We start from the raw sequence: 11,965 nt of genomic DNA, 5'->3' as shown, positions 1-11,965 counted from the left end.
AACTTCTCGTTGGCGCACGACGACGGCCAGAGCAACCGCGACCTGGAAAACTCGGACGAGATCCTGGTGGGCGTGAGCCGCAGCGGCAAGACGCCGACTTCGCTCTACCTTGCCATGCAATACGGCCTCAAGGCCTCGAATTACCCGCTGATCCCGGAAGATTTCGAGCGCCGCCAGCTGCCGCCGGCGCTGGTGCCGCACCGCAAGAAGATCTTCGGCCTGACCATCGCGCCTGAGCGCCTGGCGCAAATACGCAATGAACGCCGGCCCAACTCGAAATACGCGAGCCTGGAGAACTGCCGCGACGAAATCCACGAAGCCGAGGCCATGATGCGCCGCGAAGGCATACGCTGGCTCTCGACCACCACCAAGTCGATCGAAGAGATTTCGACCACCATCCTGCAGGAAATCCGGCCCGAGCGGCTCGAGTACTGAACCGGCCTTATTTGGTCAGTTCCACCAGCATGCGCGCCAGCAGGTAAAAGCGCGGAACGATGCTGTCGATCTCGGCGTACTCGTTTTCCGTATGGATTTCACCGCCCACAATGCCGAACCCGTCCAGCGTGGGCGTGCCCACCCCGGCCGACAGGCTGGCGTCGGCCGCGCCGCCGCTGCCTTCCAGCGTCAGCTTGCGGCCGATTTCACCGTAGATCGCCTGGGCCTTGGCCGCCAGCACGTCCTGTTTGGGGGTTTGCGGCATGGGCGGCAGGCCGCGGCTCAAGGTGGTTTTGACCTCAGTGTCGGGGATCAGCTTGTTGGCCGACACCCTCGCCAAATCCTTTTCGATCCGGTCGAACTCCTCGGGGACGGTCACCCGCACGTCGGCCTTGGCGCTGGCGGCATCCGGGATCACATTGGTGCGATCTCCGGCCTTGAGCACCGTGAAATTGATGGTCGTCTGCTTTTCCTTGTTGCCCAGCTTGCCCAGTTGCAGGACCTGGTGCGCCACCTCCATGGCTGCATTGCGGCCGCTGTCGGGCGCGACACCTGCGTGCGCCGACTTGCCCTTGACTTCCACCGTGGCGGTGCCGCCGCCCTTGCGCCAGATCACCAGCCCGTCCGCGGGCCTGCCAGGCTCAAGGTTGAGCGTGACGTCGTGCTGCCTGGCCACTTTTTCGATCAGCGCGGTGGTCATGGCCGAGCCGGTTTCCTCGTTGTTGTCGAGCAAAAAAGTGATCTGTGCGTAGTCCTTGAAATTGAGCTGCTGCAGGATCTTCAGCGCATACAGGCCCGCGATGATGCCGCCCTTGTTGTCCATGACGCCGGGGCCGTAGGCACGGTTGCCCTTGATGTAAAAAGGCTTGGCCGCCGCCGTGCCTTCCTTGAAGACCGTGTCCATATGCGCCATCAGGAGGATTTTGGCCTTGCCGGTGCCCGTCAGCGTGGCCACCACATTCAAGCCGCCCTCGGGTGTTGCCTGGAAGGTCTCGATGCGCGCGCCAAGCTTTTTCAGCTCATCGACGGAAATCGCGCGCACCTGGGCCAGCCCCTTTTCATAGCCCGAGCCGGAATCGATATTGACCAGCTTCTCCAGCAAGGCCAGCGCCTCGCCTTTGTAGCTTTCGSCTTTTTCGAGGACTGCTTTGTCCGCCTGCGCGTGCGCATGGGGAGCGGCGATGCCGAGCGCAAGTCCGATGGACAAGCCAGATGCAAGCATGGTGCTCTTGAAATTAAACCGCATGTCGATGTTCTCCTGCTTGAATGAATAGGGGGATTTGTGATGCACATCCCGTGCCTGTCGCAGGGACGTGAAGAGTGACCATACATCGAGCAAGGATCAGCGTCGATACGCAGTTCCCGCAGCACATCGGCTAAAGCCCCGTTCCCCCAAGCAGACAGGTTGAAGAGCCCGGCTGTCCCGCATCCTCAGGACCGTATACCCGCCGGCCTGTAACGGCTGGGGTTGGCGCCCGCCGACTTGCGCATCAGGCGCCGCAGGGCGGTGGCGTCTTCGTAGCCGACCTGTTCGGCCACTCGCTCTATGCTCATACGGCTGGATTCAATCAGCATGCGGGCGCGATGCAGCCGCACGCTCTGCACCAGCGCCAGCGTGCTCCGGCCGGTGGCTTCGCGCACACGCCGCGACAGGGTTCGCTGCGACATCGCGAACTCGCCGGCCAGCGCCTCCACGCTGGGTGGGTGCGGCAGGGCCGCTTCGATGCGCGCCATCAGCCGCGCCACCAGTTCATTGCCGTTGGAGAGCATGGCCGGCACCACAAACGGGGCCTGCGCCTGCCGCCCGTCTATCAACAGGACGCGCCCCACGGCGTCGGCCAACCCCACGCCGAACTGTGTGCGCAGCAGGTGGAGCATCAAATCGGTCTGCGCGAAGGCGGCGCCCGCCGTGCTCACGGGACCGTCGGCGCAGACCATGCGGTCGGCATCCACGGTGCAGCGCGGCTCCAGGCGGCGCAGCTCGGCCGCCATCCACCAGGACGTGGTGGCGCGCCGCCCGGCCAGCAGGCCTGCGGCTTGCAGCAGGAACACCGCCGAGCAGGAGGCGGCGACACACCCGCCCCGTGCTGCGTGCGCGGCGACGGCCTGGATAACCCGCTGCGCATCGGCGCTCGCCAGCCCGGCCGCGACCGCTTCGGCGTTGTTCAGGCCCAGCCCCGGGATGATCCAGGTCGCCGCATCAGGGCGATAGCGTTTCGGCAGGGCCGCGGTGTCCACGCGCATGCCGCTGCTCAAGGCCACGGCGCCGCCGGACGGCGACAGCACGCGCCAGCCGGGGCGCGCCAGTTTCAGGCGCGGCGCCAGCGAAGCCGCCGCCTGCAGCACGTCGAGCGTGGCGGCCACGCTGGTCGCGAAAGCGCCGGGCAGCACCAGGATGGTGAAATCGGTCATTGACTGAAAAAGCCTCAAAGATGTCGAAACAGACACTCGCAGTTTATCCGCCGGCGGCGTCCAATGCAGGCTTTCCCACTCCTGAAAGCACGGTCATGACCACTGCCACCGCACAGCGCAGCATCAAAGAAGACGATCCCCTCGACGACTTCACACGCCGCGAGATCACGCTGGACGGCGTGGCCAAAAAAGTCTATCTGGCCGGCTCTGGGCCGGCCGTGATCGTCATGACCGAGATGCCGGGCATCAGCCCGCATGTCGCGCGCTTCAGCCGCTGGGTGCGCGATGCGGGTTTTACCGTCTACATGCCCTCGCTGTTCGGCCGCGACGGCGCGGTGCCCGGTGCGGATGAAGGCGCGGCCGTCTTCCAGCGCGCCTGCGTCAGCGCCGAGTTCCGCGCGCTGCGCGCGAATGAGACCAGCCCGGCCACGCAATGGCTGATGGCGCTGGCGAGGCTCGCCCACCATGAATGCGGCGGGCCCGGTGTGGGCGCCATCGGCATGTGCTGGACCGGCAACTTCGCGCTCTCGATGATGCTGGAGCCTGCCGTGCTGGCACCGGTGCTGGCGCAGCCCGCGCTGCCGCTCAACGACCCGGCCGGGCTGGAGATATCGCCCGCCGACATCCAGGCGGTGCGCAGGCGGCTCGACAAGGAAAAGCTCACCGTGCTGGCCTACCGCTTCGAAGGCGACAAGTTCTGCCGGGCCCAGCGCTTTGCGGCTTATGCCGAGGCGCTGGGTGACCGTTTTGTGGGCCGGGTGCTGCCGGACAGCGCCGCCAACCCCGATGTGCCGCCCTTCTTTTCCACGCATGTGCCCACGCCGCACAGCGTGGTGACGGCCCACCTGGTCGACGAGGCAGGCCAGCCCACGGTTGCAGCCCGCGACGAGATCCTGGCCTTCTTTGCGGAACGCCTTAGCCCAGGACGGCCACGCCCTTGACCTGGGCAAACACGCGGCTGCCGGGCCGCAGTTGCAGCGCCTCAGCCGATTTCTGCGTAATGCGCGCAAGCAGCGCGCTACCGCCGGCGTCCAGTCCCACCATCACCTGGCCCGGACTGTCGGCGGACAGGGCCGTGACGGTGGCGGCAAAGATGTTCTGCACGCTGGTGCCTGTCTGGCGTTCCAGCGTGAGGCTCACGTCACGCGCCTGGATGCGCACGCGCACGCGCTGGCCGACCTGCAGGCTGGGGTTAAGCAGGCTGATGCTGCCGCCGGAAAACTCGGCGTGGCTCATGTGCCAGCCAGGTTCGACGGCGCTGACCACGGCGTCCAGCACCGCGGCCGCGGCGTCGCCATGCGCCAGCGGCAGGTCCAGCCGCGTCATCAGTTCGCGCGTGGGGCCCGAAGCCGTGAYCCGGCCGGCATCCAGCAGCACCAGATGGTCGGCCAGCCGGGCGACCTCGTCGGGCGCATGGCTCACATAGAGCACAGGCATGTCGAGTTCGTCATGCAGGCGCTCCAGGTAGGGCAGGATTTCGGCCTTGCGGGCGATGTCCAGAGAGGCCAGAGGTTCGTCCATCAGCAGCAGGCGCGGGCTGGTTGCCAGCGCGCGTGCGATCGCCACACGCTGGCGCTCGCCACCCGAGAGCGTGCCGGGCATGCGCTGCATCAGCGCTTGCAGGCCCAGCAGTTCGATGGCTTGTTCCAGCGAGACGCGTCGCTGGGCCGCAGGCACGCGGCGCAGGCCGAAGTCGAGGTTGCGGCGCACGTCCAGGTGGGAAAACAGGCTGGCCTCCTGAAACACATAGCCCAGCGGACGCCGGTGCACCGGCAAAAAACCGCCGGCGGCATCGTCCTGCCAGACCTCGCCGTTGACCGAAAGGTAACCGTTACCGGCGCGCTCAAGACCGGCGATGCTCCGCAGCAGGCTGGTCTTGCCGGAGCCCGAAGGGCCGAAGATGGCCGTCACGCCGCGCCCCGGCACGGCCAGCGACACGTCGAGCGAAAAACCGGCGAAGGCACGGCGGAATGAAGCGGCAATGCCTGTGTCGGCGGCCGTCATGCGCCCTGCCCTTTGCGCCGACCCGGCTGCAAGGTATAGAGCGCCAGCAGCACCAGGAAGGAGAACACCAGCAAGCCGCCGGCCAGCCAGTGCGCCTGGCGATATTCAAGCGTCTCCACGTGGTCGTAAATCTGCACCGACATCACACGCGTCTTGCCGGGAATGTTGCCGCCCATCATCAGCACGATGCCGAACTCGCCTACCGTGTGCGCAAAGCCCATGACGGCGGCGGTCAGGTAGGCCGGCCGGGCCAGAGGCAACACCACGCTGAAGAAGGTGTCCAGCGGCGAGGCGCGCAAGGTGGCGGCGGCCTCCAGCGGCCTGTCTCCCAGGGCTTCAAAGGCGTTCTGCAGTGGTTGCACGACGAAAGGCATGGAATACAGCACCGAGCCCGCCACCAGCCCGGCAAAGGTGAACGGCAGCACGCCCCAGCCCAGCGACTGCGTGAGCTGGCCCACCGGGCCGTTCGGCCCCATCAGCACCAGCAGGTAAAAACCCAGCACCACCGGCGGCAGCACCAGCGGCAAGGCCACCAGGGCTCCCACCGGCCCTTTGAGCCGCGAATGCGTGCGCGCCAGCCACCAGGCCAGGGGCGTGCCGGCCAGCAGCAGCAGCACCGTGGTGGTGGCCGCCAGCCGCAGGGTCAGCGCCAGGGCCTGAAGGCTTGCATCATCAAACATGCTTCGGCCAGGTTCAGGGCTCGTAGCCGAAGGAGCGGATCACCGCCCTGGCCTTGTCGGTTTTGAGGTAAGCCATCAGTTGCGCCGCGGCCTTGCTGTCTTTGGCTTTGGCCAGCAGCACCGCGTCCTGGCGGATCGGGCTGTGAAGGTTTGCGGGAACAATCCAGGCCGAACCGGATTTGATCTTGCCGCCTTCGTAGACCTGCGACAGCGCGATGAAACCGAGCTCGGCATTGCCGGTGGAGACAAAGCTGAAGGCTTGCCCAATGCTTTCACCCTGCACCAGCTTGGGCTCCAATGCGGCCTGCAGGCCCAGCTTGTTGATGGWCTCAACGGCGGCCGCGCCATAGGGCGCTAGCTTGGGCGCGGCAATGGCGATCTTTTTTAAGTCACCCTTCTTTAGGACCTCGCCCTGCGCATCGACCACACCCGGCTGGGCCGACCAGAGCACCAGCTTGCCGGTGGCATAGGTAAAGCGGGTGCCATTAACAGCCGCACCTTCCTTTTCGAGCTTGGCAGGCGTCTCGTCATCCGCTGCGAGGAACACTTCAAACGGCGCGCCGTTGGTGATCTGCGCGTAGAACTTTCCGGTTGCGCCGAAGGTCAGCACCGCCTTGTGGCCGGTGTCTTTTTCAAAGTCCGCGGCGATCAGCTTCATGGGAGCGGTGAAGTTGGCCGCCACAGCGACCTGGACGTCTTCGGCCAGCGCCGGGGCCGATGACAACGCGATACACAGCGCCGGCAGCCAGCGCAACATGGTTGGGGACATGGGAGAGCTCCAGTGATGAGATGAAGGGGCCAAGGCATCCGGCCCATTCGCTATTCTATTTTAGAATAGCGCTTCCTGTCCCGAGGCCTTCCATGCAAAAAGCCGCCCCCTCATCGTCCGCCGCCCCCTCCTTCGCCAGTGCCTTCGGCCATGAGCCGGCCGACAAGCGCATCGACATCCTGCGCCTGGTCGGCGAGAGCGGTTCGATCTCGCAGGCGGCGCGCCAGGCCAAGGTCAGCTATAAGGCGGCCTGGCAGGCCATAGACACATTGACCAATCTGGCCGGGGTGGCGCTGGTGGAGCGCGCCGTGGGCGGCTCGGGCGGCGGCGGCGCCACCTTGACCCCGGCAGGCCAGAAGCTGCTGGCGGTCGCCGGCCTCTTGAATGAAACCCGCAGCCAGGTGCTGGCCGCCTTCAAATCCAACGAGCTGCTGCTGCCGCGTGCCCTGCCCGCACTCTCCAACATGAGCGTGCGTACCAGCATGCGCAACCAGTTGCCCTGCCGGGTCAACAAGCTCGAAGTGCGAGGCCAGGTGGCGCGCATACATCTGCAACTGGCCGACGGCACTGCGCTGGTTTCACGCATCACCAAGGCCAGCGCCGAGCTGCTGGGCTTGCAAAAGGGACAAGCGGTGCTGGCACTGTGTAAGGCTACGGCGGTGGCGGTGAGTGCACAAAGCGCCACACCGCCAGGCGTTCAAAACCTCACGGGCCAGGCCGTACGCATCAGCCGCGGCGCCAGCGGCGATGAGGTGTCACTGCAGCTTGATGGCGGCCTGCAGCTCGTGGGTTTTGCGTCTGCGGGCAGCGGACTGAAGACCAAGGCACTGGTGCAGGCCGGGGTCGACGAGTCGGCTGTCGTGATCGCCCTGGCAGCCTAGGTTTTAAACCGGTGCCTCAAACACGTACTGCGAAGGCCCGGCCGCCCCGCCCTGCGGCGCGACCGGATGCGCGACCACACCCCAGACTTTTTCGATGCAAGGAGGCGTGAGCACCTCGGCGGTGGCGCCGCTGCCCACCACCTCGCCGCCCTGCAGCACCACGCAGCGGTCGCTATAGCGCAGTGCAAGATTCAAGTCGTGCAGCACGGCCACCACGCCCACGCTCTGGGCGGTTGCCCAGACGCGCACCAGTTGCAGCATGCGGTGCTGGTGCTGCAAATCGAGCGCGGCCGTAGGTTCGTCCAGCAGCAGCCAGCGTGTGGCCTGGACGCCTGCCGCGCCGGCGGCGGGCTCCCACACCTGCGCCAGCGCGCGCGCCAGATGCACACGCGCCTTCTCGCCGCCCGAGAGCGTGTTGAGCGCGCGGTGCTGCAGGTGTTCGACCGCGGTGGCCCGCATGGCCTGCAGGGGGATGTCCGCCTCCTGCCTGCCCGGATGGCTGCGGTGCGGGTAGCGCCCCAGCTCCACCACCTCGCGCACGGTGAATTCAAAGGCGACCTGGGTTTCTTGCGCCACTGAGGCGCGTACACGGGCGAGTTCAAGCGGCGCATAGGCGGCCAGCGCCTTGCCGGCCAGGTAGACAGCACCGCCTGTGGGTTGGCGCTGGCCGGTCAGCACCGACATCAGCGTGGACTTGCCCGCACCGTTGGGCCCCAGCACGGCGGTGACCTGCCCGGCCGCGAATTGCGCCGAGGCGGCCCGCAGCAGCGACCGGCCGGGCACCTCCACCCCCACGCCCACCACTTCGAGCAGTCCGGCCACGAGCGAAAAATCATGCATGTTTCGTGCGTTCATAGCCGGTTCTTGAAGTGGCGCAGCAGCAGCAAAAAGAAGGGCACACCGACAAAAGCCGTCAGCACGCCCAGCGGCAGCTCGGCGGGCTTGACCACCGTGCGGGCCACGCTGTCGGCGGCCAGCACCAGGGCCGCGCCCAGCAGGGCCGATCCCGGTAGCACGATGCGGTGGTCGGGTCCGGCCACCAGGCGCACGCAGTGCGGCGCCACCAGGCCGATGAAACCAATGATGCCGGTGGTGGCCGTAACGGCCCCCACGGCCAGCGCCGTCACCAGCACGGCAAAACGCTTGACGCGCTCGACCGGCACGCCCAGCAGCGTGGCCTGTGCCTCGCCCAGCGCGATGGCGTTGAGTGGCCGGGCCAGCGTCAGGCCCGCCCCCAGCGCGGCCAGCACAATGGAAAACACCAGCGCCACCGCGCTCCAGCGCGCGCCGCCCAGGCTGCCGAGCAGCCAGAACTGGATGTTGCGCAGCTGTTCGTCGGTGGCCAGGAAGGTCAGATAGCCCAGGCCCGCGCCGGCCAGCGCATTGACGGCAATGCCGGCCAGCAGCATGATGCCGACCCGCGTCGCGCCGTCCTGCTGCGATAGCGCGTACACCAGCACGGTCACCAGCAGGCTGCCCAGGAAGGCCATGAGCACCAGCGTCCAGCTGCCCAGCGTGCGCGGCATCTCGGGAAACCACATGCTGCCGAGCACGATGGCCATGCCTGCGGCCAGCGCCGCGCCACTGCTGACGCCGATGAGCCCCGGGTCGGCCAAAGGATTGCGGAACAGGCCTTGCATCAGCGCGCCCGACATGCCCAGCGCCGCACCGGCGGCTACGCCCAGCAGCAGGCGCGGCAGGCGTATGTTCATGAAGACCAGGTGTTCGGGCGAAGGCTGGCCGCTGCCCGCCAGCATGTCGAGCAGCACATTCCAGAGCTGTAGCGGACTGATGGCGTAAGCGCCGCGCGCGCTGCCGATGAAAAAGCTCAGGGCCAGCAGCAGCACGCCCGCGCCCAGCACCAGCGCCGCCGGCCAGCGCCGGTGGTCACCGTGCAGCGCGGCCTTCATGCGCGGGCCCTGCGCCTGGCGGCATGCGGGGCCGACTGCACCAGCAGCAGCCGGTTCCCTTCGCGGTCGCTGATACCCCATTCCGTGCCCCACTCCTGCTCCACCAGCGCATGCGGCGCCTGGCCGGGCGCTGATTGCAGGGCCATGTGCCACTGTTCGATGTTGTCCACCAGCAGGCGGCAGGCAAAGTGTTGCGGCGCCATGTCGGCGCGGCGCTGCCAGAGCTGCACCGTCACCGATTCGCGTGTGAGCACGGCGATGACGCCGGGCACGCTGTGCCGGACGGCAAAACCCCAGCAATCGCAGTAAAACGCCAGCGCCCGGCGCAAGTCTGCGCAGTGCAGCACGGCCGGCGTGCGGGCGCAGAGGACTTCGGTCATGGCGGCTTTCATGGGCTGGTCGTTCATGCGGCGGCTTTCAGGCCGGCCTGGTGCAGCTCGGCCACGGCCTGCGGCAGGCGCGGGCCGAAGCCGATGAGGTACAGCGCATCCAGCGCCACCAGCGCGCGGCGCTTGTAGGCCGGTGTGAGCTCCAGGCCGGGGCGCTGCCAGAATTTTTCGAGCCCGCCGCTGGCCTCCACGCCCTGCGTGGTGGTGACGATCACGTCAGGCGCGGATGTCACCAGGGCTTCGGGCGTCATGGCGCGGTAGCCGCTGAAATTGGTGCTGCCGCCGATCGTGACCAGGGYGTTGTCCAGGCCCGCGAAGGTGAACATCGCATGCGCGGCGGTTTTCTCGCCGGCCACCTGCGGCGAACCCGAATGCGTGAGGATGAACACGGCACGGGGCTTGCGGCCGGTTTTGCGGGCCACTGCGGCCAGCACTTCCGCCCATTGGGCATCGAGTTTGGCCTGCAGCGCGGCAGCCTGCGCGACCCGCGAGGTTGCGCGTCCGACGGCGGCGACCTTGCGCTGAACCTCGGCCCAGCTGTGGTCGGCCTCGACCAGTTCGACCTTGACGCCGGCGCTGCGGATCTGGTCCATCACCACGCCAGGGCCGGCTTCCGTCGTGCCGATGACGGCATCGGGCTTGAGCGACAGCAGCCCTTCCGCCGAAAGCTGGCGCATGTAGCCGACCTTCGGCGTGTGCAACGCCGCGGCCGGAAAGAGGCTGGTGGTGTCGGTGCCGACCAGTTGCTTTTCAGCGCCCAGCGCGTAGACGATTTCCGTGGTCGCGCCGCTCACCGAGACGATACGCGGCATCTTCGCCGCTACCGTCGCCTGCGCCTGCGCAGCAGTCGCAGACAGGCCGCAGACGCTGGAGACGGCGGAAACCGCCGGCAGTGAAAAATACCGCAAGGCGTCGCGCCGGCGGATTGGAGTTGGGGCTGCTGTCATGGGAAGCCTTGTGGGGAAGTGTTTTGCTCAAGGAAGTCTTCATGCGATGTTCTGCGCGATGCGCCAGAGCACGCCGGACGGGTCGCAGAGCACGAGGTCGCGCTGGCGCCAGGGCTGGTCTTGCGGCGCAACGGTGCGCACGCCGTAGCGGCCGGCCACGTCCGCCTGCTGCAGTCGCGCCCACCAGCTTTCCACATCCTGCACGATCAGGTGCATCATGAAATTGCTGGCGTGCTCGGCCAGGTAAAAGTTCTGCAGGAAGAAGGCCGTGTCACCCAGGCGCATATAGGCCAGGGTGTCGTCCGACCATGGGATCTCAAACCCCAGCTCTTCATAAAAGCGTTTGGACAGCGCGAAGTCTTTCGCAGGCACAAAGGCCTTGATCTCAACCGCGCCGAAACCGCTTGCGCCACCGCTCATGCGGCTTCCTTGAGCCTGGGCAGCCGCGCCACGATTTCGCGCCAGGCCTGCAGTTCGGGAACGCCGGGTTTGCGGGCGCCGAAGAACATCGCCATCAGTTCGCCAGCGCCGTCGAAGACCTCGACCGAGGTGACCAGGCCTTCGGTGGTGGGCTTCTCGACAATCCAGGCGCTCTTGACCATGTCTTCGCGCAGGTGCAGGTTGAAGCCGGCATCGAGCACGTTGATCCACTGCGCGGTCGGGGTGACCATGGGTTCGACGCGCTTGACCGGCCCGGTGTGGATCTGGATGCAGCCCAGGCTGCCGACAAACACCATGATGGGCGTGCCGTCCATGGAGGCTTCGTCGAGCAGCTTGCGGACGATCGTCAGGTCGGCCTTCCGGGTGAAGCGGCCCTCGACCAGGCGGAAGGCTTGCTGGCGCTCGGCGCCGGCCTTGCCGATCAGGCCGAAAAATTCGTGCGTGTCCTTCATCTCGCTCCAGTCCTGGGCCAGTGCTGCGGCGTCGATGTCCGCATCAGGCTTGGGCGCGGGCTTGGGGATGGCGGGCGTGAAAGCGTAAGCCTTGTCTGCGTCGGTGAACTGGTTGGCCACGTCCCTGAAGGCTTCGCGATCGGTCTCGGGCCGCGCAAACACCTTGTGCACGGCCACACCATGCGCGTCAAAAAACTGCAGGCTTTCCGAAGCCGGGTTCTTGGGGTCGTTGGCCGGCTCAAAAACGTAGAAGCCGGCATGCCAGCGGCTGAAGAAGATGCGCAGGTCGATTTCTTCGCCGAGCGCCAGGCCCATATGGCCCTGCGCGCTGATGTTGCGGTAGACGCCGGTTTTTTCATGCACGGTGGATTCATTGCGCGTGAGCGCCATGACCGGCCCGCACAGCTCCAGCGCCTGCAGGATCTCGACCCACGGGCCTTTGAGCGGCGTGGCCTTGAGGGCAAGCTCGTGCGCACCCGCGTGGGCGGCGACGGCCTGGCCTTCGGTGATGCCTATGCTCTCGGCCGCATCCTTGGCGCGCTTGCCGCTGCTGCGCGCGGCGGCGAATCGCTCGCGCAAGGCGGCTGGGTTCAGGGATGCAGTGCCGGCATCTGCCTGGCTTGCGGCGTCGGGCCGCATCTGGGT

At 66.9% G+C, this 11,965-nt stretch carries 14 protein-coding genes; 3 read left to right on the top strand and 11 right to left on the bottom strand.

All coding sequences use genetic code 11. The features are described from left to right. The coding region (locus tag AC1D0P_RS08320; RefSeq protein ID WP_477676302.1) for a kinase/pyrophosphorylase at nucleotides 1-435 on the top strand (435 nt) is incomplete at its 5' end. A 7-nt stretch (nucleotides 436-442) separates the two neighbouring features. Here the strand turns inward: AC1D0P_RS08320 and AC1D0P_RS08315 are convergent. Together AC1D0P_RS08315 and AC1D0P_RS08310 are read right to left on the bottom strand one after the other, a co-directional pair. Continuing rightward, the gene (locus AC1D0P_RS08315) at nucleotides 443-1,657 is read right to left on the bottom strand and encodes a M20/M25/M40 family metallo-hydrolase (protein WP_477676304.1); all 1,215 of its coding nucleotides are present in this window, start codon (nucleotides 1,655-1,657) and stop codon (nucleotides 443-445) included. A gap of 209 nt (nucleotides 1,658-1,866) precedes the next feature. Further along, nucleotides 1,867-2,847 carry a GlxA family transcriptional regulator gene (locus AC1D0P_RS08310; protein ID WP_477676301.1) on the bottom strand — a complete coding sequence of 327 codons (981 nt, stop codon included), beginning with the start codon at nucleotides 2,845-2,847 and terminating at the stop codon, nucleotides 1,867-1,869. 95 nt (nucleotides 2,848-2,942) lie between these two features. Here AC1D0P_RS08310 and AC1D0P_RS08305 point away from each other — a divergent pair, with 95 nt between their 5' ends. Further along, the gene (locus AC1D0P_RS08305; RefSeq protein WP_477676300.1) at nucleotides 2,943-3,788 is read left to right on the top strand and encodes a dienelactone hydrolase family protein; all 846 of its coding nucleotides are present in this window, start codon (nucleotides 2,943-2,945) and stop codon (nucleotides 3,786-3,788) included. Here AC1D0P_RS08305 and modC read toward each other — a convergent pair. The 3 genes from modC to modA are packed head-to-tail and all read right to left on the bottom strand — an operon-like array spanning nucleotide 3,763 to nucleotide 6,300. Continuing rightward, complete coding sequence (gene modC / locus AC1D0P_RS08300; protein ID WP_477676299.1) at nucleotides 3,763-4,851, bottom strand: molybdenum ABC transporter ATP-binding protein; 1,089 nt, start codon at nucleotides 4,849-4,851, stop codon at nucleotides 3,763-3,765. The two genes, AC1D0P_RS08305 and modC, sit on opposite strands and share 26 nt — an antisense overlap. Then, entirely contained in the window at nucleotides 4,848-5,531 is a 684-nt protein-coding gene (gene modB, locus AC1D0P_RS08295) for a molybdate ABC transporter permease subunit (RefSeq protein WP_477676298.1), read from the bottom strand. The genes modC and modB overlap by 4 nt, the downstream gene beginning before the upstream one ends. 13 nt (nucleotides 5,532-5,544) lie before the next feature. Next, nucleotides 5,545-6,300 carry a molybdate ABC transporter substrate-binding protein gene (gene modA, locus AC1D0P_RS08290; protein WP_477676297.1) on the bottom strand — a complete coding sequence of 252 codons (756 nt, stop codon included), beginning with the start codon at nucleotides 6,298-6,300 and terminating at the stop codon, nucleotides 5,545-5,547. Nucleotides 6,301-6,392: 92 nt separating this feature from the next. Here modA and AC1D0P_RS08285 point away from each other — a divergent pair, with 92 nt between their 5' ends. After that, the gene (locus tag AC1D0P_RS08285; RefSeq protein WP_477676296.1) at nucleotides 6,393-7,181 is read left to right on the top strand and encodes a TOBE domain-containing protein; all 789 of its coding nucleotides are present in this window, start codon (nucleotides 6,393-6,395) and stop codon (nucleotides 7,179-7,181) included. Between the two features lie 3 nt (nucleotides 7,182-7,184). Here the strand turns inward: AC1D0P_RS08285 and AC1D0P_RS08280 are convergent, their stop codons facing one another. The 6 genes from AC1D0P_RS08280 to AC1D0P_RS08255 are packed head-to-tail and all read right to left on the bottom strand — an operon-like array spanning nucleotide 7,185 to nucleotide 11,959. Continuing rightward, entirely contained in the window at nucleotides 7,185-8,036 is an 852-nt protein-coding gene (locus AC1D0P_RS08280) for a heme ABC transporter ATP-binding protein (protein WP_477676295.1), read from the bottom strand. After that, nucleotides 8,033-9,091 carry a FecCD family ABC transporter permease gene (locus AC1D0P_RS08275; RefSeq protein WP_477676294.1) on the bottom strand — a complete coding sequence of 353 codons (1,059 nt, stop codon included), beginning with the start codon at nucleotides 9,089-9,091 and terminating at the stop codon, nucleotides 8,033-8,035. Before AC1D0P_RS08275 ends, AC1D0P_RS08280 begins: the two co-directional genes overlap by 4 nt. Then, nucleotides 9,088-9,498 (bottom strand): VOC family protein, encoded by a 411-nt coding sequence (locus AC1D0P_RS08270; RefSeq protein ID WP_477676293.1) that lies wholly within the window; start codon nucleotides 9,496-9,498, stop codon nucleotides 9,088-9,090. The genes AC1D0P_RS08275 and AC1D0P_RS08270 overlap by 4 nt, the downstream gene beginning before the upstream one ends. Continuing rightward, on the bottom strand, nucleotides 9,495-10,427 hold the full coding sequence (locus tag AC1D0P_RS08265) for a heme/hemin ABC transporter substrate-binding protein (protein WP_477676292.1): 933 nt from the start codon (nucleotides 10,425-10,427) through the stop codon (nucleotides 9,495-9,497). The genes AC1D0P_RS08270 and AC1D0P_RS08265 overlap by 4 nt, the downstream gene beginning before the upstream one ends. Before the next feature lie 39 nt (nucleotides 10,428-10,466). Further along, nucleotides 10,467-10,847 carry a VOC family protein gene (locus AC1D0P_RS08260; protein ID WP_477676291.1) on the bottom strand — a complete coding sequence of 127 codons (381 nt, stop codon included), beginning with the start codon at nucleotides 10,845-10,847 and terminating at the stop codon, nucleotides 10,467-10,469. After that, nucleotides 10,844-11,959 carry a hemin-degrading factor gene (locus AC1D0P_RS08255; RefSeq protein WP_477676303.1) on the bottom strand — a complete coding sequence of 372 codons (1,116 nt, stop codon included), beginning with the start codon at nucleotides 11,957-11,959 and terminating at the stop codon, nucleotides 10,844-10,846. Before AC1D0P_RS08255 ends, AC1D0P_RS08260 begins: the two co-directional genes overlap by 4 nt. Nucleotides 11,960-11,965 lie beyond the last annotated feature (6 nt).

The organism is Polaromonas sp. P1_G2 (assembly GCF_056405515.1).
The sequence above is the reverse complement of the archived record's forward strand: the minus strand, read 5'-3'. Positions and strand labels throughout refer to the sequence as shown.